This is a genomic window from Chryseolinea sp. T2, from assembly GCF_037203685.1.
Lineage (GTDB): Bacteria > Bacteroidota > Bacteroidia > Cytophagales > Cyclobacteriaceae > Chryseolinea.
This window is the reverse complement of the sequence record NZ_JBBCAU010000004.1, coordinates 194,505-218,871: the sequence shown is the minus strand read 5'-3', so window position 1 is coordinate 218,871 and position 24,367 is coordinate 194,505. Positions and strand designations below refer to the sequence as shown.

Sequence of the window (24,367 nt, the reverse complement as noted above, 5' to 3'; positions counted from 1 at the left end):
AATAGTGCAAATCAGGATCGTAAAGTGGTATTTCAAAGGTTCGGTCTACTCTTACCAAATTAAGGTAGCCTTGCGCTCGTGGCAACCCCGTAAATTGCTGGATATTTTGGAAAGATGGCAACCAAATCATAGTGTTCAATGTTGATGTGTTATGCCCAAACTGTACTTTAACGGAAAGCGCACCGCAGACCTCCCGTTGCATTATGGACATGTGCCGGCGTGGCTCGCACAAAGAATGAGTGCCCTTGCCGGGCCTGTTATCGAATCGATCATCCTTGAATATGGCCATGCCGCTGTACTAACGCGCCTTAGTGATCCTCTTTGGTTTCAGGCGTTCGGAGCAGTTCTTGGAATGGACTGGCATTCGTCGGGGATTACCACAAGTGTAATGGGGGCTTTGAAGCGGGCATTAAACAATCGATTCGATGATCTCGGCATATATGTGTGCGGGGGCAAGGGCAAACATAGTCGTGAAACTCCTAATGAAATCGTTCGCCTTTCCGACAGAACCGGGCTGAACGGCACCGAGTTGGTTCGATCAAGTAAGCTTTCTGCAAAGGTTGACAATACTGCTGTCCAGGATGGCTTTCAGGTCTACCTGCACACATTTGTAATCACCAGGAGTGGTGAGTGGGCAGTGATACAACAAGGGATGAATGAGCTTACCGGTATGGCTCGTCGCTATCACTGGCGCTCGGGGATGTTTACTTCTTTTGTGGAGACTCCTCATTCATTCATCTACGGTCACAATCAGGGCGAGATTCTTAACCTGACCGATAAGAATGCGATTAGCACCAAGAATGCGATCCTTGATGTCGCACATCAGGATCTTCAATATATGTTGCCTGAGATAAGAAAGATCGTGATGCCTACTCATCATAATGTAACGGCAGCAGATGTGAATCTTAAGCGACTGGGCAGCATACTTGCATTGGCACAAGAGAATGAAGTGCGTCGCTTTGATGATCTGCTTCTTATGGAGGGTGTTGGGCCACGAACTATACAATCACTGACCCTTGTGAGCGAAGTGATTCATGGAACTCCTGCGCGGTTTACTGACCCTGCACGGTTTTCGTTCGCCCATGGTGGCAAAGATGGGCATCCGTTTCCGGTACCCACAAAAGTATACGATGAAACGATTAACATCCTTAAATCATCTGTAGAACACGCGCGTATCGGTGACAGTGATAAAGCAACTGCGATCAAGAACCTAACCGTCCTTGCCCAACAGCTGGAACATAATTTCGAACCTGATCCTTCATCGTTCGATAAGGTGATTGAGAAGGAACGCCGCGATTCTCATCTATACGGAGGAAGGACGGTCTTCGGAAAATCGAAGCCGCCCAGAAATGGTCAATTAAAGCTGTTTTAAATTGCCACTATTCGCTGCGCAATGAGTCGACGGGATTAGCGACTGCCGCCCTTGCTGATTGAAACAGCACTGTAACAATGGCAATGATGAGTGCTGAAAAGCCGCCCACTGCAAACATCCACCACGAGAGGTCTATAGCATATGCAAAGTCCTGCAACCACCGCGACATTCCTGTATACACGAGAGGAGAAGCGATGAGAAATGCAACACCAACAAGCACTACGAATTCTTTAGAGAAAAGAACTACAATCTGTTCAACGCTGGCGCCAAGCACTTTACGAATTCCAACTTCTTTCGTCTTACGCGCCGTCATGAACGATATCATGCCGAGAAGTCCCATGGCTCCAATCAATACCGACAGGATTGAAAACAGAGAAAATCCGTTGAGTATGATATTCTCCATCGTATACTTGCGCTGCATGGCATCAGTCAGAAATGCATACTTATAGACTGCATCAGGATACAGTTCATGCCAGACCTTCTCAATTCCCGCCAGCACACCCGAGGTTTGAATAGCAGTTGTATTAAGTTTAACAAAGCCCTCATTTTGAAATGCCGCCCAGTTGATGAGAATACATGGCGTGATCTCCTCCCGCAAAGTGTTGTTGTGAAAGTCCTGCACCACTCCAACGACCGTAGCTTCACCTTCATTAATAACAAGTCTTCGGCCAATCGCATCTTCGGGCGTCCATCCCATTGACCGGGCCGCACTTTCATTAATAACGAATTCATCAAACGGATGCTTCGTCATTGTAATGTTTTTGCCCGCCAACAACTTCAGGTCGAAAAATGAAAGAAAAGTTGTATCGATACCCTTCATTTCAGCTCCCTGGCCATCGGTTTCGGGTTGACGCGGTAGACGAAACGATGTTCCATAGCTCGCGTCATATTCAGCCAACGGTGCACCTGAGCCAAATGTTACCCGCTCAACCCCGGGTTGTTGTGAAAGTCTTTGCGCCAGCACCTGAGCGTTTGAGGTGTTTGGAACATGAAAATTGACTATGGCCTCAGTTTCAAATCCCAGATCTTTTGTTTGTACGTACTGCATTTGCTTCCACACCACGATCGTTGCTATAATAAATACCTGAACAATGGCGAATTGAACGATGATGAGCGACCGTCGAAGCGAACCTCCACGTGAATAAGACATTGCAGACTTTCCTTTGAGGATTTGCACAGGATTAAACTTGGCAATCACAATTGCCGGATATATCGCTGCAAGCGCAATAACTGATATTCCTATAGCTGCAGCAATCAGCAGATCTGTCCACTGAAACTTGAGAGTAAGGTTAATAATGGTAAGCGAACTGTTGAGCGCGTCCAATATAAACGTTGTCAACGCAAGTGAAACGATCAGGGTGCAGAGGATAAGCATTGTATTCTCGAGAACAAACTGTCGTACAACGACCAATCGCGTACTGCCCATCATCTTCCTCACGCCTACTTCCTTCGCCCGTGTTGCAGCCTGCGCAGTTGTCAGATTCACGAAGTTGACCGCAGCGATTATCAGAATGAACAAGGCTACCGCATAAGCTGCCTGAATGTTACGCCACGGCATGGTATAACTGCCCGGGCTATTACCGTAAGTCGCGTCGTTGTGCATCTCATACAGGGGCTGAAACTTGTAGGTAATGCGTGCATCATCTTCAGGTTTGAGGTACTTCTTCTGCCAAACGGCAATTTGCTTCTCCAGATCGCTGGTGTTTGTGTTTTCGTCCAATACCACAAACGTGGTTCCCTGATAATTGCCGGACCAGTTGGAAGTTGGATATGGATTGTTTGTCCTATAAAATTCGTATGGCACCAGCATACTGTATTGCAACGATGTATTTCCGGGGGCATCCTTTATTACTCCGGTGACGATCATTGGATCTTTATTGAGAACCACAGTCTTGCCAAGTATTCCCGCATAGTCACTACGTTGGCCGAAGCAACGATGAGCAATCCTCTCTGTAAGTACAATGGAATTTGGCTGAGACAATGCAGTACGAGAATCGCCAGCCAGCCAGCTCAAGTAAAAAACCTTAACATAAAAGGGATCTGCGAACAGCACCTGGTCCTCGAACCGATCTACCGCCCCCTTATCATTTGTAACGCTGAATGAACGGAGTTCTGGCCCGCTGGCCTGAGTAACGACAGGTATTTGGTTAAAGTCGTTTCGGAGTGCTTCCGCAAGTGGATAAGCGGTGGTGTTCCAATGCACTGTTGCTTCGGACGACTTAAAGTCTTCTACAATTCGGAATGTATTAGCGCCAAAAGGGTGGAAGCGATCAAAACTCGTTTCATATCTTGAATAGATCACCAGCACGAGACAGCATGTAATACCTACCGACAGGCCAATCACATTGATCGTTGCAAATGCGCGCTGCCTGCTTATGTTACGCCACGCTGTGGTGAGGAAGTGAATGAGCATGATGGTTCCCTGATTTTTACTGGTATGCATTCTAAAATTCAGACCAAAGTAAAAACCGCCTTGCTGGGGTCAAAAACCGCTTCTGTTTAATTCCTTATGTTCGATGGCGGGCCAGCATGTTCGATAGCGAACTATGCATAGTGAGATTCAGTTCCAGCAATTTCTGGAACAACGTAGTCGCCGGCCTGGCCGAGGTCACTTAATAATCCTATGACCAGGCTTCTCCATTGCACGACATACACGCCCAGGCGTTCGAAAACTGTTACCAATGGATTAGCCTCGAGGATGATTCCTGATGTAATCTCCAACCCCTTTCTCACGACTCTTAGCACAGCCGGCTTTGCCTGCGATGAAGCATTATCGGCGTCAAAGGGAAGGCCAACCGGACGACTGATCAGTATAGCTTCGGCACCGTCTTTGGAGACAGATTCAGCCACAAAGACAATCTGCATCCAACCAAAAGGGCGTTGTTCATCACTCGTGAGATTTATGTAATCATCAGCCTTCGCAGGCCGTGACATAGGAGCGCCGTGCACGTCCCTGTGCTCGCTCGCAAACAAGAGTGAATTAGCGAGGCGATTCCAGTTACGCACCTGGAGCAATCGGTTTGCTGCGAGACGAAAAATGTTCTGAGCCTGAGTGTCAGTGGTGGCTCTAACTGTATGTTCAATCCGTACAACCCCGTCAGTCATTATAGTTAATTTTATATTGATTGCAGTCGGCTACAAGGAACGGAGGATATTGTGGGATATCCTGCAACGCCACTACAATTTAAATTTACTTTCCGAAAAAAGCGAAAAGTGCACCAGACTCGTCCCACATCAGAAATGCGTCTGCGGCTCATTGATAACGCAGGAACTGTGTATTTCTTCCCCAATTAGTGTGAAATAGTTTCGTTAAATCGCTAGCATTATGTCTCCTAATTGACGACATCAAGCAGGCACAGTATGGTACAATTCTTTATGTCGCGTTAGCAAAGGAGACATAAACTAATAGCCAATCACATGCAGGGTAACAGCAAAGACGCTCAGTGGTACAAAGACGCAATCATTTATGAATTGCATATAAAAGCTTTCGCCGACAGCAATCAGGACGGCATAGGCGACTTCAGAGGCCTCCTGACTAAACTTGACTACCTGCAGGAACTTGGAGTAACGACCATATGGCTTCTCCCATTTTATCCATCACCTCTAAGAGACGATGGCTATGATATTGCCGACTACTATTCCATCAATAGTGCATATGGTAACATTGATGACTTCAAAGAGTTTTTGGCCCAGGCACATCTCCGGGGACTGAAAGTGATCACTGAGCTTGTTCTCAACCATACTTCAGATAAGCATCCCTGGTTCCAACGTGCGCGCAAGTCCCCAAAGGGTTCAGATTATCGCAATTACTATGTGTGGTCTGATGATCCTGCGAAGTATCCCGATGTACGAATCATCTTTCAGGATTTCGAGACCTCCAACTGGACGTGGGACCCTGAAGCAGGCCAATATTACTGGCACCGTTTCTTTTCGCATCAACCCGATCTGAACTATGACAATCCGAATGTCCAGGCCGAGGTCCTTAAGATCATTGACTATTGGTGCAGCATGGGGGTTGATGGTTTCAGGCTTGATGCTATTCCGTACCTGTTTGAGCGCGATCATACCAATGGCGAAAACCTGCCGGAAACGCACGCCTTTCTCAAGGATGTTCGACGTCATGTGGATATGTTCTTTCCTAATACAGTACTGCTTGCTGAAGCTAATATGTGGCCAGAAGACTCTGCCTCTTACTTTGGCAATGGCGACGAGTGTCATATGAACTATCACTTCCCGTTAATGCCACGAATCTATATGGCATTGCAGATGGAAGATCGATATCCTGTTATCGACATCTTTGACCAAACACCGGACATTCCAGAGAATTGTCAATGGGCAATTTTCCTTCGTAATCACGATGAGCTAACGCTGGAAATGGTAACAGACGAAGAGCGCGATTATATGTATCGCGTTTATGTCAAAGATCCGAAGGCACGTATTAATCTGGGGATCCGTCACCGGCTGGCTCCGCTCATGAACAACAACAGAAAGAAGATCGAGCTTCTTAACTACCTGCTGTTTTCATTGCCTGGAACTCCTGTGATCTATTACGGGGATGAGATTGGAATGGGCGACAACTTTTACCTGGGCGATCGCGACGGTGTGCGTACGCCGATGCAATGGACACCGGGACGCAACGCGGGATTTTCCGATTCTAATCCGCACCGACTGTACCTGCCGGTCATTCAGGACATCGACTATCATTATGAATCAATAAACGTCGAGATACAAAACCGGAATCCGTCATCACTGTTATGGTGGATAAAGCGGGTGATAGCCAAACGGAAACAGTACAAAGCATTTGGCTGGGGTGATATTAAGTTCATAGGATGTGACAATGCAAAAATCTTTGCCTTCACAAGGACTTATCAGGATGAAACAATGCTCATTGTCGCTAACTTATCGCGCTATGCTCAGCCCGCGCTGCTGGAGCTACAGACTTATGCAGGACAAACACCGATTGAGGTTTTCAGCAAGAACAAGTTTCCTTCGGTACATGCCGAGAACTCTTACTTTCTGTCCCTGAGCGCCTATGAATGCATGTGGTTCCTTATGAAAAAGAAGACCGAAATGACGGAAAAGAAAGAACAGCTTGTTGAAATTACAGTGAGTGATTGGGCATCGCTGGGTACCCGGGATAATGCGGAAATACTTGAGAACATCATCCTACCAGGGTACCTGATGGCAAGACGATGGTTCGGTGGAAAGAGCCGTGTAATGGAAGCCATTCGGATTGTGCGCAAGGCGAACGTTCCCACTGACTTCAGAAGTATTGCCATCCTGTTCCTGGAAGTAAGCTATCAGGAAGGGTTACCGGAATACTATCAACTTCCTGTTGCCTTTGCCGATGACAACGAATCGATAAAATTCATGGAGCATTGCCCTCAAAGCATCATTGCCAAGCTAAAGGTTGGTGCAACGGAAGGTATACTATACGACGCAGTCTTTGGCAGTGTTTATCAGAATGCCATTCTCAACAATATAGCTGACAATAAAAAAATACCACAGGACAATGGCGACCTTATCACATTTGAGGGGAAGTCGTTTCTGAAAGATCTTACGAGTCATCCCGATGCCGTTAAACCGCGGGTGCTGTCCGTAGAACAGAGCAATACATCCGTTATCTATGGGTCGCATCTATTCTTCAAGATGTATCGCAAGGTTGACTTCGTCATGAATGCCGATGTAGAGTTGTCGCGGTTTCTCAGTGAGGATACTTCCTTCACGCACATGCCTGCTTTCGCGGGTACCATTAGCTGGAAGGCCGGCCAGGAGACGCTCGTTCTGGGCATGATGCAACGTCTTGTCGAAAACAGCGGCGATGGGTGGGCTTATGTTTTGGGTCGGCTGGACGAACTGACTGAAAAAATGCTTGCCAATCCTGAAGTCATGACATTATCTGGTTCATTGGGTTCGCAACGATATACCCACACGCACGAGCTTCATCCTTTATTGAAGGAACTGTTTTCCGGACCGCTTGTCGAACAGATCAGACTATTGGCCATGCGCACTGCAGAAATGCATCTCGCACTAGGATCGCACAGCGACATGGAGGCATTTGCCCCGGAAAGATATTCCCTGCATTATCAGCGTTCGCTGTATTCTGGTTTGAAAACGCTGGTTCGAAATACGTTCCAGAACCAGGCGGGGAACCTTCCTAAGCTTGCACCCGACATACGTAGCCAGGCTCAGGAAATTATCGACATGCAATCGAAGATCCTGGAAGTGTTCAAAAATATCTATAAGCAAAAGATTGATGTTGTAAAAATCAGGATCCATGGAGACTACCACCTCGGGCAGGTATTGTTTACGGGAAAAGATTTTGTAATCACAGACTTCGAGGGAGAGCCAGCGCGCAGCTACTCCGAGCGCCGCCTTCGACGGTCACCTCTGCGCGACGTTGCTGGTATGATCAGATCATTCCATTACGCAGCGTACGCAAGTCTGCTGCTCGATAATCAGATCCGCGCCGAAGACTATTCGAAACTCATGCCTCTTATGGAAGAATGGTATCACTATGTAAGTGCTGTGTTTCTCCAGACTTACATTGAGGGAGTAAAAGACACGGCGTACATTCCGAAGACCCGTGCAGAACTAGACATCCTCATGACAACGTTCCTTCTCGAAAAGGCCATCTATGAATTGAACTACGAGCTGAACAATAGACCTGATTGGGTTATCATTCCGCTTAATGGAATTAAAGCGTTGATGGCCGAGGCAACGGCCGTTGCGGAGGTGCCAGGCAGTTCAAGGCCGAAGTAAAGGATTCGAAAATTTACGGGGAGCAGGCAGTCAGAGGCCAGTCCGCGGCCAGGTAGCAGCCACCCAGGGGCCAGCCAGCGGCCTGCTTATAGGACTTCTAAGGATCCATGAAGGATCCTTGAAGGGCGGAAAGTCACTATAAGGTCACTATAACGTCACTATAGGGTCACTATAAGGTAGGCGATAAAGTAGGTGGTTGGTAATTCCCGGGGATGCGCCCTGATTACGAATAAAGCAATCTTTAGGTTTTGCCCTGGCTGCGAAGGCAAGGCTAACGGCGGCAGGTACTGCAGGTTTAACGACCAAATGTACGACTCAGTTCGCTCAGCTGATCAATAATCTCCGGCCCCGGCATGGCGGGCATTCGCCACACCCAGTTTTGCTTATTTACGGTCGCAGGTGTATTGAGACGAGCGCGCTCGTTCAGGCTGAGTATATCCTGCATAGGCACCATGGCTGTGTTTGCCACCGAACGGTAGGCAAGTTCAATTAATACTTCTGCGACATTCCCTGCAGTCACACGCTTGCCACTATACCTTGAAAGTCTTGCGTGAGATTCCTTATCCAACTCTTTCCTAAACCATCCTCTCGCAGTGTTGTTATCATGCGTTCCAGTATAAACAACACCATTAGAAGTATGACGATGAGGAATATGCAGCGTGGTCGCAATGTTGCTTCCAAACGCAAACTGCAGAACAAACATACCGGGCATGTTCAACGAATCACGGAGTGCGTATACATCCGGCGTTATCTCTCCGAGGTCCTCTGCAATGAGTTCGGTTTTTCCGCACAACTTCTCAAGCGCGTCAAACAGTTCATGACCCGGGCCCTTCTTCCAGGCGCCGCCCTTCGCCGTCGGCTGGCCCGCCGGAACTTCCCAATAGGATGCAAAAGCTCTGAAGTGATCCAGTCGAAGCACGTCGAAGAACTTGAAATTTCGTTTGATACGCTTCACGAACCACGAGTAATTATCTTTGCGCATGGCCTCCCAGTTGTAAACGGGCATTCCCCAAAGCTGGCCATCGGCGGAAAAGTAATCAGGCGGCACTCCGGCAATCGCCAACTGGGCCCCGTCGCGACTCACGGAAAACAAATCACGGTGTGCCCATACGTCGGCGGAGTCGCGATCAAGATAAAAAGGGAGATCACCCATTAGTTGAATGTCGCGGTCGTGGCAATACTTCCGTAAACGCCTCCATTGACGCCAGAATATGTATTGAGACCACATCACCCGATCGATCTCAGCTGCAGCTGCATCCCTCACCGCCATCAGCGCTGCAGGATCCCGATCACGCAAGGGCATAGGCCATTCGTACCAGGCGAGTCCGTCGTGCTGTTCTCTGATGATTTCAAACAATGCAAAATCATTTAACCAGTAGGACTCGCCCTCCAGGAATTCTTCGTATTCGTGCGTCATGCCCGGATGAGCATTCTTCCGGAAGTTATCGTACGCCTGTTTCAACATAGATGCCTTCATTGCTATAGACGCATCATAATCTGCGCTTAACGAATTCTTGATTTTGTTAATGAAGGATTCGTCGAGCAGGCCGTCATTGATCAAATCGTCAGGACTAATAAAAAGAATGCTACCGGCCATAGCGGAGTACGAAGAATAAGGTGAGTAAGCAGCCGATCGTTGTGGTGGATTGATAGGCAGCATCTGCCAAATGCGCTGGCGTGAAGCATGAAGGAAGTCTGCAAACTTCCGTGCCTCAGGACCAAGATCACCAATGCTGAAACGTCCCGGTAACGAACTGATGTGAAGAACTATTCCGGCTCTCCGCTGAGTACTCTCTTCCTCCAATAGCAACACGGAAAAGGGAAACTCAGCAAAAGCATCGGCAAGTTTTATCACCCGAGGAGTATCGACAGTTGTTTCAGAAATCAGATTGCGTCCGTTGACAGGGGCGTGATCAGGAAGAACCACTTCAGTGTCTCCCCAGTGCTGATTCCACTCTTCGGCCGAGTGCATAAATCGCGCTCCGTTCAACGGTATAGCAACTATGATCCACTGTTTGCCAAGCTGGCGTGCAAAGGCAAGACAATGTTCCGAACGACGCCCTTCAACTTTTAACGGAATGTACTGCCCTTCAGCAAAAAGCTTTTCGAATTTACTTCGGATCGAAAGCAGCTTTTGAAGGATGCCCCCTTTAATTGCTCCATCATCGCGCACACTCCAGGCATTGCGAAAACTTATTCCGCTATCAAGTTGCCGCCGCTGAAAATCGAAGTCAACTGAACGGCGATTGTCAGGATCAACCAGACTCAAATCCCAGGCAGCAGTTCCCTGATAAATATCGGGCACACCAGGACACATTACCTTTAACGCAAGCTGGCAAAATGAATTGATCATGCCGAAATCAGATACCGTGCGGCAAAAGGCCCTGAATGAAGACATGAATTCGTCCGATGAAAGAATAGCATCGAGAAAACTTACGATGCTATTCTCATAAGCCCCATTTGGTTGACTCCAGTTTGAATGACGTTTCGCCTCGCGTACTGCCTTCTTCATGAACTCGTTCATTCTTCCAGTCAGGTCCGTTTGGTCATTGAAAGAATAAATACCAATAAGGTTCTGATAAATGAAATACTCGTCGTTTGCGTCGGGAGATCCGTCGACCTTAAAAGATTGATTCAGGTCCATCCAGCTTTTCACATGGCTGATCCAATCTTCAGCAATGTCGGGCAGCACATTTAACCGCATCCGAACGTCTTCTCCCCTCTTGGTATCGTGGGTCGACGTAGCATTGAGGGCAAGCGGCCAATGGTCCTGGCGATAGGTCATCAACTTGTGAAACTCGTCAGTTGAGAGACCAAAAAACTCTGGCGAGTCTCCGACTTCGTTGTGCGCAATAAATCGATTGAAGGTGTACATCAACGTATCCTCTACCCCCTTTGCCATAAGAGGGCCGGTGTATTGCATCACATGCTGATAAAATCGAAGCCAATTCGGGGACGAGTTATCGCCTGCAAGGTGACTTGCAATGTATTCGAAAACGTCGGCCAGATCCTTTCGTGCAGACCGGCAAGCGTGAAACAAATCAATGATGCGTCCCTTCTCCGCATATTCGAAGGGAAGATCATTTCCATAGTATCTGTATACAGGCATTTGAACCATGAAAAGTGACAATGCCTCGCGGACTCTATCGGCATCGAAAGCCCTGCCTTCAAGCGAGTGCGAGTTTGCTTCTCCCGCAGCATCAGATTCAGATTGCAGGCGTTCGAGGAAGAACGACGTTAAGTTATTAAGCTCCCCGTTCATATGGTGCTCAAGGATATAACGCTTCTTATCGTGAATGCTATGAGTTGAGAGCGAGCCTTCGGTATTTAAGGACCGATAGAATTTTGAAAACCTGTTTTCGGCGCTTGAGCGCGTGAACAGATTATTTACCGCTGACAGAAACTCATAGCCCGTTGTTCCCTGAATTGGCCACGCGTCTTCCAGTGTTTCACCATGCTCCAGAATCTTTTCAACTATGATATAGCAGGAAGGACCGCACAATTCCCGCAGGCGAATCAAATAGGTTGACGGATCGAACAATCCATCAATGTGGTCGACGCGCAAGCCCTGAAAGAGGCCTTCTTTAACAAATGCTGCAATCCTGTCGTGATAAAGTGCAAACACCTTTTCCGAATGCATATTCAGGCATATAAGCCCGTTCACGAGGAAGAACCTGCGATAGTTGATCCGATCATCGGTTTCTTTCCAGTGACACAGCCGATAAAATTGCAGATTTGACACCTGATGTAAAGTTTGAGCGTTATTGGAGACCTCTGTAAGAATGTTATCAACAGCAACGCCAATAGCCGCCTGTCGCATCAGGGCAGCAAACTGAAGAAGCAACTCATGCCAACGGAAAGCATACTGGACGGAGTCTTCAATACGATGCAAGTCGTCCAGCTGCAAAACAAATTCCGAGATGCTTTCAGGCAGATCTGCTGCTCTCAGTAATTCACCATAGGTCCGGGAATTCAGCGGGAAGTACAGGTCGCCATAGTTAAAGCAAAGCTTATACTGACGATGCACCAGCTTCAGCTCGCCATTGCCAATGGCTTCCTCCAGAGTACTACCCAAGAAGGGCGCCATAATTCTTCCCGAATGAAAATCACCCGACCAGGTCGTGTCGAATACTTCCGAATAGGGTGAAAGTGGTCCTTTTTCCATCACATCCATCACCCAAAGATTCGTGGTGTGATAGGCCATATGATTCGGAACGATGTCCTGAATCCAACCAATCCCTCTGTCCTTCAGTTTGCTGATCAGTCTTCTCAACTGTTCGTCCGTGCCAATCTCAGGATTGATGACATAGGGATTCACGACATCATAACCATGCGTGCTTCCTGCGACGGCAGCAAAAATTGGTGATGCGTATAAAGTGCTTATACCAAGATCAGCCAGGTAATCAATTATCAGTTCGGCCTGCTGAAGAGTAAAGTCCTTATTGAACTGTAGCCGATATGTAGAGACCGGGTTATACATTTTCGTTGCTGAATAAAAAGAATGTAGCAGGCGATACCGACACGACATGTGCGTATAGGGGGTCATTCGTCATCTGCCCCGACCATCGTGCAGATGCAGAGTTCATGATACATTTCATGCCTTCCACAGACGGCATTTGAATATTCTGAATGACGCTTGAAAAGTTGGCTACAGAAACCAATTCATTGCCACCGATCTTCCGATGTACGATCAGACATTTCTCATCCTCCAGTGCAACTGCAGAAAGCCCCTCTCGGCTTCCAGACGAAAGAACTTCTGATACTTTGCGCGTCCGAATAAGTTCCTTATAGTATTCAAGAAGTGTCTGATGACTTTTAACATTAACGTAATCCCAATTAAGCTTGCTGTTCAAAAAAGTCTGAATGGACTGGGGATCGGGCACGTTAACATCATGTTGATAGAACGCAGCAAATTCACTCTTTCTGCCCTGCCTTACTGCGCTTATCAGTGTTTCGTCATGATGGCTTATAAAATACTGAAATGGTTGTCTTTCTCCATACTCCTCACCCATAAATAACATGGGTATGTAGGGACTGCAGATCACCATGGCGGCCATCACTTTTAGCATTTCGTAGCTTTCAATAACGCTGGTTCTTTCGCCGAGCATCGTGTTCCCAACCTGATCATGGTTTTGTGAGAAGACAACGAACTGGTCTCCCCGGAAGGCCGTTGCCTTTCGGCCGAAGGTTTTCTTACGATGCTCCGAGTACTGGCCGTCGTAAACATACGCATCGGCAAAAGCCTTGCCCAGGGTTACGAATTCCTTGAAATCGCTATAGTATCCCACCGGCTTCTTTCCAGCCGCCACCCTAAGGGAATGATGGAATTCATCAATCCATTGAGCATTCATTCCATAGCTCATCTGTGATGCATCTTCAAGGTATTTGGGATCATTAAGGTCGCACTCAGCGATGAGGTAGCAATTGCGATTAACTTCTTCGCGTAGCGTATCTACATACTCACGAAGCTCCTGCAGAATGTGCTTACTGCTAAAATCATAAATAGCGTGTACGGCATCCAAACGTAATGCGTCGATATGAAAATCTCTGAACCACATTAAGGCGTTTTCGACAAAGAATTTCCTTACTTCATCGCATCCTGCATCATCGTAATTAATTGCCTTTCCCCAGGGTGTGCGATATTTATCAGTGAAGTAGGGACCAAATTTTTCAAGGTTATTTCCCTCGGGACCAAAGTGATTGTAGACGACATCGAGAATTACAGCAATTCCATGACTGTGACTCGCATCTACCAAACGTTGTAATGCAGAAGGCCCTCCATACGAGTGATGGATTGCGTATGGAAATACTCCATCGTATCCCCAGTTCCGGTTTCCAGGAAACTCAACTGCCGGCATAATCTCGATCGAAGTAATTCCGAGCTCCTTCAAATAAGGGAGCTTCGCCACGATCGCATCAAAATCACCCGCCTGGGTAAAAGTGCCGACGTGCAATTCGTAAATGATGTATTCACTTAATGGAATATTCTTCCACTTCTGGTCAGTCCATTTAAAAGTGTTGGGGTTAAAAACCAGTGACGGGCCAAATATCCCCCTCGGTTGCAGAAGCGAAGCAGGATCGGGAAGGCGTTCGCGCTGATCAAGTTCAACCCAGTATGCATCGTCCGGTTTTAAGAGTGAAGTTATGGAACTGAAATAGCCCCTGGGTTCCGGATGCAAGGTGACGCGTTCGTCCGTACCATCGATAACAATCGCCACAGACTTAGCGTGAGGCGCCCATACCAGAACTTCAGACTCTCCGCGTGACGAAAAGTTAACGCCTATGGACCGTCTGTTGGGCACGATCACACTCATAACTCAATTGGAGATTTAAATATGAGGATAGATCTTCCCTCGGCAGTTACGACGCTTTCGGGAGATATTGGTTGCTCCTTCTTAAAATACTTATGAGCTGTGTCGAGCACTTTGCTCCACGTCTTGCCATAGCTCTCCGGCGGAAGCTTAAAACCAATGGGTTCATAGTGGGCATTAAAGATGATATAAAACGAATCGTCAAGTACCTTTTTTCCCTTGGCATCTCTTGTGTGTATACCCCGACCGTTAAGCCATACACCCATTGATTTCGCAAATGAGTGCTGCCAGTTCTCGTCCGTCATCTCGGTTCCTTCCGGGAGAAACCAGCTGATGTCGTTCAGGCCGCGCCCCTTCACTGCCCTTCCCTGAAACCAACGACGGCGACTGAAAATCGGATGCGTTCGCCGGAAGGCGATTAGCTTCTGGACGAATGAGAGGAGTTCCTCATCCATATTCTTCCAGTCGATCCAGGAAATTTTATTATCCTGACAATAAGCATTATTGTTGCCCTCCTGTGTGCGCCCTAGTTCGTCTCCTGCGACCAGCATTGGTATTCCCTGAGAAATAAAAAGTGTTGTAAGGAAATTGCGCTTTTGCTGTTGCCTCAACTGCAGGATAGTTCTGTTAGTAGTCTTTCCCTCAACTCCGCAGTTCCAGCTTCGATTATGACTTTCACCGTCGCGGTTGTCTTCTCCATTTGCGTCATTGTGCTTCTCGTTGTACGACACTAAATCATGAAGAGTGAAACCATCATGGGCTGTAACAAAATTGATGCTGGCGGAGGGCTTCCTGTTGTTGTCTTCATACAGGTCGGGACTTCCGGTAAAACGCATGGCGAATTCACCGAGCATACTGTCAGCTCCACGCCAATAATCGCGAACACAGTCTCTGTATTTACCGTTCCATTCCAGCCATCCAGGAGGGAAATTGCCAACCTGATATCCACCTTCACCAACGTCCCATGGTTCTGCAATAAGTTTTACCTGTGAGATTACAGGATCCTGATGTATGATGTCGAAAAATGCACTGAGCTGATTTACGGCATGAAGCTCCCGGGCCAACGTGGCGGCTAGATCAAATCGGAGCCCGTCGACGTGCATCTCGGTGATCCAGTAACGCAAACTATCCATGATAAGCCGCAAAGCACTCGGCAGGTTAGCATTCAGCGTGTTTCCCGTGCCCGTGTAGTCCATGTAATATCGCTTGTCCTCTGCCAGTCGATAGTAACGTTCATTGTCAACTCCTTTGAACGAAAGCGTCGGGCCCAACTCGTTTCCTTCCGCTGTATGATTGTACACCACATCAAGAATGACTTCTATTCCAGCTGCATGAAATGATTTTACCATCTGCTTGAATTCCGTCACCTGCTCACCGAGCACTCCTGAACTCGAGTACCTTGTTTCCGGAGCAAAGAATCCAATCGTATTATAACCCCAGTAGTTTGTCAACCCTTTTTCAACCAAATGGCGATCTGCCAGGAAGTGGTGAACGGGCATCAGCTCAACGGAAGTAATGCCAAGTGACTTCAGGTATTTGATCGATTCCGGGTGAGCCAGTCCTGCATAAGTTCCGCGAAGTTCCTCCGGAATACGGGAGTTAAGCGCACTGAAACCCTTGACGTGCAATTCGTAGATAATCGTGTTTTCATAAGAAATATCGGGTGCCTCGACGCCTTCCCAGTCAAAAGACTGGTCGATAACGACTGACTTGGGAGTAAACTGTGCGCTGTCTGTTTCGCTGAAGCTAAGATCCTTTTGATCGCTGTGCACACCGTAACCAAAAAGAGAATCGTCCCACTCAATCTTTCCACCTATGGCCTTTGCATAAGGATCGATCAGCAATTTATTGGGATTGTACCGATGTCCATTTTGCGGTTCATAAGGTCCATGCACCCGGTAGCCATACAGTTGTCCCGGTTTCAATCCGGGAACGTAGACGTGCCAGACCTGATGCGACCGCTCCCAAAGTGAAATCTTCTTATATTCCTTTCTAGCACCCGGCTTACGGAACAAGCATAGTTCGACTGCTGTCGCATTCTCGGCGAATATGGCAAAGTTGATACCGTCTCCGTCGTAGGTGGCACCCAGCGGATAAGGATGCCCTGGCAATAATTTCATATGTGGGAATGGGTATTTTCTTTATATCGGGATTGTTCATTTAACGCCCATGCCGGAGTTGTTGGATGTTGACGTTCAGCTTCCATAGATTTTGCCCCCTTATCATCTTCCCGGACAACTGAGTTATTCAAGAACCTTTTCAAACTTTCCAGTGCGCCCATGTAGCAGGCAAACGCTTCCTGAGGTGACAAATATTGGTTGTCCAGGCCGGCCAGTGAGTGAGACATATTTATAAAATGATGCACGTTCAGAAGTTTCATTAACGCACGTCGGGCAGCGGGATCTGCGAGGTGTGCAGTTGGTTCGTCAAGATCCTTTGCTGCCATGAATGCCTGACGTTGTATATCGTTGCCTAACCACGGCGAATGATCGGAAGCAATGCTATTGGATAGCGGAGAATTATGGTGTCGATATTCTTCTGTTACATCGGCAATTTGCTGACTTATGCTAACAAGTCGGTTTTGACCAGCCGCGATGGATAAGAAGCTCTCGAAGAACTGCAAAATCCCAGCATCGCGATGCCATTTAAAGACTTCGATTGGCAGACCCACAACCACAGTATCACCTGATACGCGATTGATCATAGCAATAAATTCTTCAATGCTGATCGCTGCATCACCTGCTCCGAAACGATGAACGATTGTATCACGGATCACGTGATCGATAGAAACATTGATTAGATCATTTTCATCCAGGACAATTGATTCCACGGGGACCTTTGAGTCGATCGGTACTTTGACCTTTTGCACCAATGCCTTAAAACCCATTGCTGTTGCCAGACGGGAAATGGAACTATCAGAAACCGGAGATCCGAGCAGTGTATTCGGTTGAACACCGAAGTACTCGTATACAAGATCATCACCTCTCGTAACTTCTTCCCTAAAAGCCTCATCTGAAAACAGGAGAGACAACGAATTATTGTAAGGAATTGCCAGCCATTCTATGACATCCATCTCTGTCAGTCCACGCCAAGCATCAATAACAGCTGGAGCGGATGCTTTCAGATCAGAAAGGCAAGAGCCGCTAGCTGCAAAACCAATCTTTACACCCGTATTTCTCATCACCAACTTCTTCAGCATGCTGGTTACCGGAATGTAAACGTCATGTGCCAGATTAATCAGCTCCTGTACAGTTGCTGCATCGTCAAAAACATCGGCAGTAGCCTCCTCCTGTGAGAGCGACCGCAATCGTGGGCGATGGCTCATTTCGAACACCACACAAATATCCTTTCTTAATTGAACTGTCTCTATTAACGATCTGATCGGCTTATCCATCATTCAGGTAAGTATTTACCCGAGTACAGAAGCAAATAGTCTGCTTTTCTTAAACCGGCGATTTCAAATAGCCAAGGCTGTGCGGCGTAGCAGTCAGTACCCACACGTCACACCGCGTTGGGGAACTTATTACCAATGATTGTTGCAGTCACGGAATAGTGGTTAAATTGCCGGCTAAAACAGGAATAGATTTCATGTATTCATTGAAAGACTTGCTGGATAGAGAATACTTCAACAACACCGTGCAGGAATATTTCATTGCTGCAACTACGTTTCTCGTAGGACTGTTGCTTCTGCTCATCTTTAAGAGGATAATTCTAAGGAGCATAGCACGTCTTGTAGCAAAAAGCGAGTCTACCGTTGATGATATTGTATTCTCTGAAGTAAGGCGATTTATTACTCCAATTGCGGGGACGGCAATTATTTACTGGAGTGTTAATACCCTTGCCCTTTCGACGAAGGTCGAGAAACTCGTTACAGTAACGACCAGCGTAATCATTGCCTTCTTTTTCATTCGATTGATTTCGTCAGCGATACGAATCGCACTCACTTCTTACGTAAGCCGGCAGGACAACGGGTCGACGAAGATCAAGCAGATTGGCGGTGTAATGATCATCATCAACATCGTCATCTGGATACTCGGGACTATCTTCCTTTTCGACAATCTGGGCTACGACGTATCTACCGTTCTTACAGGTGTCGGCATTGGAGGTATAGCCGTAGCGTTGGCCGCGCAGAATATCATTGGAGACTTGTTCAATTACTTTGTTATCTTCTTCGACAAGCCGTTCGAAGTCGGTGATGCTATCAACGTAGACGACAAGAATGGAACCATCGAACACATCGGACTAAAAACTACACGACTTCGCAGCTTATCAGGCGAGCAGATTGTTATTGCAAACAGCGATCTCACGAAATCGCGGGTACACAATTTCAAAAGGCAGGAGAACCGTCGTATCGAGTATAGCTTCAGCATACTATACAGGACTCCTGTTGATAAACTAAAAAAGATACCGGGAATTATAAAGGAAATCATTGAGAAGACGCCTAACACCAGATTCGACCGTGCGCACGTCGCCCGCTTTTCTGAGTATGGGCTCACCGTTACAGTAGTTTACTTTATCACCGTTCCGGATTACCTCACCTACATGAATGCCCAGGAGGCCATTAACCTTCAGATTCTTGAAGCATTTCAGCGGGAAGGCATCAACTTTCAAATCCGTGAAGACAAAGAATTCGCTCTCCCTGATCCGAATGCTACTTCGGGGGGTACACCAGGAAGTGTAAGATAAGTCACGAGTGGTCTATATAGGCTGCGGCTACATCAGACAAGAAAAGTAAGAACGTCTCTCAGTATTTCAACCTCAAGCTTTTGATAGACGTCGAGTTCTAACAACTCATCGTCTATATGCATGAGGCGCCCACCCCAGTTGAGTTCTATTTTACGGGCCTTTAAGGCCGTGTAAAAAAATGGAGTCTCCTTGCCGTTTGCTATTCTTTCGTCTATATAACTCAACAGCGCTTCACGCTGTGATTCGCCGATCATGATCACATCAAACTCTCCGTCATCAAAGTGGCTCATGGGCGCAATGTTGAGATTTGGTCCGATCGACTTAATGTTGGTTACCTCAACCATCAGGAACTTTCCGTTGTAGGTTTCTCCATCGATAGTTATCTCGCAACTTTTAGGCTTATAATCTTCAACCAGGTCTCGTAAAGTTTTTAGTGCAACCATAATCTCTTCATCAGGAGATTCCGACTTGCTTGTTCGATCACGCATGGTTTTGATCAGCTTTGGAAATACTCCAAATCCGACTGACTCCAGAAAGAAATGATTGTCCTTTAAACCGTGCACTTTCCCGATATCAAAATTCTGTCTGTTATCGAGTTTCCATCGACCGATAATTTCATCGACGTCGCCATTGATGCCAAGCGTCTTGGCGATGTTGTTTGCAGTACCCCATGGTAGTAGCGCGAGCGGATGGCGGCGGTTAATTATTGTACCGCCGCAATAGTATTCTGCTATTTTTCTGACAGTACCATCTCCACCCGCAACAGCAATTATGTCTGTTGAGTCGGGTATCCTTTTCTCGTTGATCCCTTTTTTTGTGGAAGAATAGCTACAGTCAAAACCCGCGCTCTTTATCTTCTTTACCAATTTTTCCTTGGTGTGCTCTGCGTCACCGGCTGTTGGATTATGAAAAACCTTGATTAATGTCATTTTACAGATTTTTTTCTAAAGAAGGCCCTATGAAAATCTGTACCACTTACTGCTGGAATGATTTTTTTAGTGAAAGTGAGTATGAATATTCTCATCACAAACGACGATGGCATTTATAGCCCAGGCCTACTATCGCTGGCAAAAATTGCAAGCCGCTACGGGCAGGTACGCGTAGTAGCGCCCGATGTGGAGCAATCTTCAATGGGACATGCGATAACCGGTTCCAGACCTCTTTTTTACAGAAAGGCACCAATAAACTTTGGAGAAAAGATAGACGCCTATAAGGTCAACGGTACCCCTGCAGACTGCGTGTCGCTCGGCATGCATATTTCCAAGGTGGACGTCGTTCTGAGCGGAATTAACATTGGCTCTAATTTGGGGAACTCAATGTGGCATTCAGGAACACTTGCGGGTGCCAAACAAGCTTTCCTTCTGGGAGTAAAGGGAATTGCGCTCAGCACTCCCGTTGGTGAAAAAGATCCTGACTTTAATGCCCTGGAAACTCACGTAAATGATGCGCTCAAAGCATTGCTTTCGAATCTGGATGTTAACTTAATCAATGTAAACATTCCCGAAAATGCCAAGGGGATCAAGTGGACCAGGCAATCTGTCAGACAGTACGATGGAAAAGTGATGCCTGGTACCGACCCAAGAGGAAGGAAGCATTACTGGATCACAGTGGTTCCTCTGGAGGCCGCCGAAGAGGGTACCGACAGATGGGCCGTTGAAGAAGGATACATTTCAATGACTCCACTTCGACTGGATTTGACAGATGAAAAAGAGCTTGCAAAACAACTTGTTAAGACCCCTGTGAATACGCCGCAGGTTACCCTTGGTCAGGAAAGAGTAATGAGCCAGGAACTTTAAGCGTGATGGCAAAGTCTTATCAAGAGCGGTTAGAATCGAGGCAGTACGAGGCCCTCTTTTCGATGTTGATACTAATCACTAACTTTCTTATTAATGATCAGGGTCCTTATGGTTCAGGATCTGTGCAAACGAAAGAACTATCGAACACATCCCCTATTGAACAACTTTAACTTAACATATGAATAATTTGTTACGCGGGCTTATTGCCGGCTATGGTGCAAAAAAGCTGGGCGGCGGCTGCCTGGGATCGGTGTTGGTATTTATCATCATTTGGGTAGCCCTTGGACAATGCCAGTAGCCCGTCTGACACAATGGTGTCGCGGCTTAACGGCAAATTTTGGAGTTTCGCCAAACAATACACAAAATGACCGGCCGTCGACGGTACACGGAACAATATTTGCGACTTTTGTGCATTATCCTATAAGCTTCGGAGTGATTAAGGAGCGCTGTGGCAGACAGCGTTCCGAGTGAAGACCTAAACGAAATCGAATGAAAAAGAATCTAAGGATACTTGTACTTGAAGACATGGAGGATGATCTGGAACTGATCGAATATGTGCTTTCCGACGCCCACCTTGACTTCTCTACAATGAGGGTTGATACACGTGAAGAATTCGTGAAGGCATTGAAGAGAGGACAGATCGATGTTATTCTTTCCGATCATTCCCTTCCGACGTTCAACTCACAGGAAGCTCTTGAAATATTCCGGACCTCCGGCTTAAAGATTCCTTTTATTCTTGTTACCGGAGCAGTCTCCGAGGAATTCGCCGTGAATTCTCTGAAGCAAGGTGCAGATGATTATGTACTCAAATCGAATCTTACCCGATTACCGACCGCCATTCTAAACGCAGTCAAGCAACGTGAGGCCGAGGTGGCCAAAATCCTTGCAAACGATGCAATGCGCAAGCAGTACGAAGAGCTCATGAAGATCAACAAAGAGCTTGATAGTTTTGTGTACAGCGTATCACATAACCTTCGCGCACCGCTGCGATCAGTGTTGGGGCTCATTAACCTGGCCCGTATGGAGGATGAAAAGCGAGGTAATAATTTCAATGATTACTTCGGCATGATGGAGCAGAGCATCCATAAGCTTGATGATACTTTAAAAGAAATCCTTGACTACTCGCGTAATGCCCGTCAGGATCTGACTATTGAACAAATAGATATTAATCAGCTCGTAAGCGACAATCTCGAGAGAATGCAATATATGCCTGGGTCTTCGCTTATTGTAAAAGACATCAGGGTCGATGACGCGGTGCCGCTGTTCTCAGATAAATACAGGCTGTCGGTAATTTTCAATAACATTATTTCCAACGCCATTAAGTATTACGACGAGCACAAAACAGATCCATTTCTCAGAATCAGCATTAATATCAGCGAGGACAAAGTACACATGGAATTTGAGGACAACGGTATCGGTATTGATCCCGAGTATCTCAATAAGGTATTTGACATGTTCTTCCGGGCAACTCCGAACAACGAAGGTGCTGGTTTGGGCCTTTATATTGTTCAGGAGGCTGTAGATAAGCTGAAAGGATCAGTTCAGATTAAATCTGCGCTGCGTAAAGGGACGAACTTTATAATTGACATCCCGAACTATCCGGAGCGCGTAAAGCAGCAACAAAAATCGCAGCTAACCAGTCGGCCTGAAAAAGTGAAAAGCTAGTTACTGACGTAAGATAATCTATAAAACGCCGCTGGCGAGCAGCTTGCATTTTGTTACTTTAGCACAGTGGGGCCGCCCATGAACTCGTGCTGCAATGTTGCTTTATAATGCCATTCTTCTCATCGACGACGATGAAGAAGACCAGGAAATATTCCGCGACGCTTTAAAGGACGTCGATCCCCTTCTTCATTGCTCGGTCGCTGACGACGGCGAAGCCGCATTAGCCCTTCTGCACAATGACTCGCTTTTGAAACCGGATCTGATATTCATCGATATGAATATGCCCAGACTTAACGGTAAGCAGGTTTTACAGGCTTTGAAGTATTCCGGAACGTTACGTGATGTTCCTGTCGTCATGTATTCGACGTTTTTCGGACCGAAGGACCTTCAGGAGATCAAGGCCATGGGAGCAGCTCATCATATGGTAAAAGCGACCCGTTTTGATGAACTCTGCACTTCCCTCAAAACAATTCTATCAACTCACTGGTAGGCTATACGACGGAACAAGGTGCTTTTCCGGGGCCTGGACAGGTAGAGACACGATAAATGTCGACCCTTCTCCTGGCGTACTCCGCGCAGAGATGTAGCCATTGTGCAGTTCTGTGATCTTTTTGCATAAGGCAAGCCCTACGCCTGTACCGGCATACTCTCCCCCGTTATGATGTAACCTGCGGAACATTCCGAAGATTTCTTCAGCATACTTTTGATCAAACCCGATTCCGTTGTCTTCAATGTAAATGCGGTAGTACCGGTTGACATTATCTTTTCCGTTCTCATTTGATCCACTGGCTTCACAATGCACGCGAATAACGGTCTGGATATCCTTCCTTCGATACTTTAACGCATTACTCAGCAAGTTCTGAAATAACGGTCGAATCAAACTAGGCCCGACGGCAAGCGTTGGCATTTGCTCTATTGTTATCGTTGCGCCTGCTTCTGTAACTTCGTCCTCCATTTCAGAGAGTATTTCCCTCATCACTACGTTCAGGTCGGTGACAACGAACGCGGACTTATCATTCGAAATCTTTGAGAAGGCCAAAATGTCGATGATCAGGGCCTGCATGCGCTCCGCCGCCTGCTGAATGCGGGTGACCATTTTGGCATCTTCCGCAAACACGTCTCTGTATTTGGTAAACAGACGATCACTAAACATGCGGATCTTCCGGAGCGGTTCCTGTAAGTCGTGCGATGCCATGAAGGCAAATCGCTCCAGCTCTTTGTTTGCAGACTCCAGGTTGGCAATGTTCTCGAGCAGCTTATGATTAAGTTGTCTCACCTTCTCCTCGGAGGTCTTGCGTTCATGGATCTCCCGCTCGAGGTTCCGGTTGATCGCTATCAGCTTTTGTTCCTGTTCGAACAGAAGCCGGTTCTTCTTGTACAGATCGATCAGGACGCCCACTTTGGCCCGCAGAACATCCGGATTAAATGGTTTCAGAATGAAGTCAATGGCACCAGACTGGTAGCCTTTGAACATGCTCTCATCGCCATAATTGTTGGCCGTAATGAAGATAATCGGGATATGCTTGAGCTTTTCGCGTTCGTATATCAGCGCTGCCGTCTCGAAGCCATTGAGGTTTGGCATCTTAACATCCATCAGGATCATGGCAAAATCAAACTCATTCAGAAGCACCTTCAACGCCTGCCGGCCCGAATTCGCTTTGACAAACCGGTATCCACCTGGTTCCAGGATTGTCTCAATTGACAACAAGTTGTCTTCCCGATCATCGACCAACAGAATCTTTGGCTGCATTGACAGTTCGTTCTTAGGATGTCAG

14 protein-coding genes are annotated in these 24,367 nt (G+C 47.0%); 6 read left to right on the top strand and 8 right to left on the bottom strand.

The annotated features are described in order from the left end of the window. Nucleotides 1–151: 151 nt before the first annotated feature. Nucleotides 152–1,372: a DUF763 domain-containing protein gene (locus WBG78_RS15320; RefSeq protein ID WP_337327324.1), complete on the top strand. Its 1,221-nt coding sequence runs from the start codon at nt 152–154 to the stop codon at nt 1,370–1,372. A gap of 7 nt (nt 1,373–1,379) precedes the next feature. Here WBG78_RS15320 and WBG78_RS15315 read toward each other — a convergent pair whose 3' ends face one another. Together WBG78_RS15315 and WBG78_RS15310 are read right to left on the bottom strand one after the other, a co-directional pair. Further along, nucleotides 1,380–3,815 (bottom strand): ABC transporter permease, encoded by a 2,436-nt coding sequence (locus WBG78_RS15315; protein WP_337327323.1) that lies wholly within the window; start codon nt 3,813–3,815, stop codon nt 1,380–1,382. Between the two features lie 101 nt (nt 3,816–3,916). Next, nucleotides 3,917–4,477: a hypothetical protein gene (locus WBG78_RS15310; protein WP_337327322.1), complete on the bottom strand. Its 561-nt coding sequence runs from the start codon at nt 4,475–4,477 to the stop codon at nt 3,917–3,919. Nucleotides 4,478–4,789: 312 nt separating this feature from the next. On the opposite strand from WBG78_RS15310, the gene treS reads away from it, so the two are divergent. Continuing rightward, the gene (gene treS / locus WBG78_RS15305; RefSeq protein WP_337327321.1) at nt 4,790–8,134 is read left to right on the top strand and encodes a maltose alpha-D-glucosyltransferase; all 3,345 of its coding nucleotides are present in this window, start codon (nt 4,790–4,792) and stop codon (nt 8,132–8,134) included. Nucleotides 8,135–8,429: 295 nt separating this feature from the next. On the opposite strand, the gene treY is transcribed toward treS, so the two are convergent. The 4 genes from treY to WBG78_RS15285 are packed head-to-tail and all read right to left on the bottom strand — an operon-like array spanning nt 8,430 to nt 17,842. Beyond that, complete coding sequence (gene treY / locus WBG78_RS15300; RefSeq protein WP_337327320.1) at nt 8,430–12,614, bottom strand: malto-oligosyltrehalose synthase; 4,185 nt, start codon at nt 12,612–12,614, stop codon at nt 8,430–8,432. Next, a complete protein-coding gene (gene treZ / locus WBG78_RS15295; RefSeq protein WP_337327319.1) occupies nt 12,607–14,448 on the bottom strand; it encodes a malto-oligosyltrehalose trehalohydrolase in 1,842 nt (613 codons plus the stop codon). Before treZ ends, treY begins: the two co-directional genes overlap by 8 nt. Continuing rightward, the gene (gene glgX / locus WBG78_RS15290; RefSeq protein WP_337327318.1) at nt 14,445–16,565 is read right to left on the bottom strand and encodes a glycogen debranching protein GlgX; all 2,121 of its coding nucleotides are present in this window, start codon (nt 16,563–16,565) and stop codon (nt 14,445–14,447) included. The genes treZ and glgX overlap by 4 nt, the downstream gene beginning before the upstream one ends. Then, the gene (locus tag WBG78_RS15285) at nt 16,562–17,842 is read right to left on the bottom strand and encodes a hypothetical protein (protein WP_337327317.1); all 1,281 of its coding nucleotides are present in this window, start codon (nt 17,840–17,842) and stop codon (nt 16,562–16,564) included. The genes glgX and WBG78_RS15285 overlap by 4 nt, the downstream gene beginning before the upstream one ends. Before the next feature lie 191 nt (nt 17,843–18,033). On the opposite strand from WBG78_RS15285, the gene WBG78_RS15280 reads away from it, so the two are divergent. Further along, the gene (locus tag WBG78_RS15280) at nt 18,034–19,131 is read left to right on the top strand and encodes a mechanosensitive ion channel family protein (RefSeq protein ID WP_337327316.1); all 1,098 of its coding nucleotides are present in this window, start codon (nt 18,034–18,036) and stop codon (nt 19,129–19,131) included. Nucleotides 19,132–19,163: 32 nt separating this feature from the next. Here the strand turns inward: WBG78_RS15280 and WBG78_RS15275 are convergent, their stop codons facing one another. Continuing rightward, nucleotides 19,164–20,060 (bottom strand): diacylglycerol/lipid kinase family protein, encoded by an 897-nt coding sequence (locus WBG78_RS15275; protein WP_337327315.1) that lies wholly within the window; start codon nt 20,058–20,060, stop codon nt 19,164–19,166. Nucleotides 20,061–20,141: 81 nt separating this feature from the next. Here WBG78_RS15275 and surE point away from each other — a divergent pair, with 81 nt between their 5' ends. The 3 genes from surE to WBG78_RS15260 all read left to right on the top strand — a co-directional run bounded on the left by surE (nt 20,142) and on the right by WBG78_RS15260 (nt 23,082). Continuing rightward, nucleotides 20,142–20,927, top strand: coding sequence for a 5'/3'-nucleotidase SurE (gene surE, locus WBG78_RS15270; RefSeq protein WP_337327314.1), 786 nt, complete (start codon nt 20,142–20,144; stop codon nt 20,925–20,927). A gap of 489 nt (nt 20,928–21,416) precedes the next feature. Then, nucleotides 21,417–22,592, top strand: a complete 1,176-nt coding sequence (locus tag WBG78_RS15265) for a sensor histidine kinase (RefSeq protein WP_337327313.1) — start codon at nt 21,417–21,419, stop codon at nt 22,590–22,592. Nucleotides 22,593–22,686: 94 nt separating this feature from the next. Next, the gene (locus WBG78_RS15260) at nt 22,687–23,082 is read left to right on the top strand and encodes a response regulator (RefSeq protein ID WP_337327312.1); all 396 of its coding nucleotides are present in this window, start codon (nt 22,687–22,689) and stop codon (nt 23,080–23,082) included. On the opposite strand, the gene WBG78_RS15255 is transcribed toward WBG78_RS15260, so the two are convergent. Next, nucleotides 23,068–24,342: an ATP-binding protein gene (locus WBG78_RS15255; protein WP_337327311.1), complete on the bottom strand. Its 1,275-nt coding sequence runs from the start codon at nt 24,340–24,342 to the stop codon at nt 23,068–23,070. The two genes, WBG78_RS15260 and WBG78_RS15255, sit on opposite strands and share 15 nt — an antisense overlap. Nucleotides 24,343–24,367: the final 25 nt, after the last annotated feature.

Excerpts from the sequence above, each read along its gene's own strand:
- glgX (WP_337327318.1), bottom strand. The coding sequence starts at position 16,565 with ATGAAATTATTGCCAGGGCATCCTTATCCGCTGGGTGCCACCTACGAC.
- treZ (WP_337327319.1), bottom strand. The coding sequence starts at position 14,448 with ATGAGTGTGATCGTGCCCAACAGACGGTCCATAGGCGTTAACTTTTCG.
- WBG78_RS15265 (WP_337327313.1), top strand. The coding sequence starts at position 21,417 with ATGAAAAAGAATCTAAGGATACTTGTACTTGAAGACATGGAGGATGAT.
- WBG78_RS15320 (WP_337327324.1), top strand. The coding sequence starts at position 152 with ATGCCCAAACTGTACTTTAACGGAAAGCGCACCGCAGACCTCCCGTTG.
- WBG78_RS15280 (WP_337327316.1), top strand. The coding sequence starts at position 18,034 with ATGTATTCATTGAAAGACTTGCTGGATAGAGAATACTTCAACAACACC.
- surE (WP_337327314.1), top strand. The coding sequence starts at position 20,142 with ATGAATATTCTCATCACAAACGACGATGGCATTTATAGCCCAGGCCTA.
- WBG78_RS15255 (WP_337327311.1), bottom strand. The coding sequence starts at position 24,342 with ATGCAGCCAAAGATTCTGTTGGTCGATGATCGGGAAGACAACTTGTTG.
- treS (WP_337327321.1), top strand. The coding sequence starts at position 4,790 with ATGCAGGGTAACAGCAAAGACGCTCAGTGGTACAAAGACGCAATCATT.
- WBG78_RS15275 (WP_337327315.1), bottom strand. The coding sequence starts at position 20,060 with ATGACATTAATCAAGGTTTTTCATAATCCAACAGCCGGTGACGCAGAG.
- WBG78_RS15315 (WP_337327323.1), bottom strand. The coding sequence starts at position 3,815 with ATGCATACCAGTAAAAATCAGGGAACCATCATGCTCATTCACTTCCTC.
- WBG78_RS15310 (WP_337327322.1), bottom strand. The coding sequence starts at position 4,477 with ATGACTGACGGGGTTGTACGGATTGAACATACAGTTAGAGCCACCACT.
- treY (WP_337327320.1), bottom strand. The coding sequence starts at position 12,614 with ATGTATAACCCGGTCTCTACATATCGGCTACAGTTCAATAAGGACTTT.
- WBG78_RS15260 (WP_337327312.1), top strand. The coding sequence starts at position 22,687 with ATGTTGCTTTATAATGCCATTCTTCTCATCGACGACGATGAAGAAGAC.
- WBG78_RS15285 (WP_337327317.1), bottom strand. The coding sequence starts at position 17,842 with ATGATGGATAAGCCGATCAGATCGTTAATAGAGACAGTTCAATTAAGA.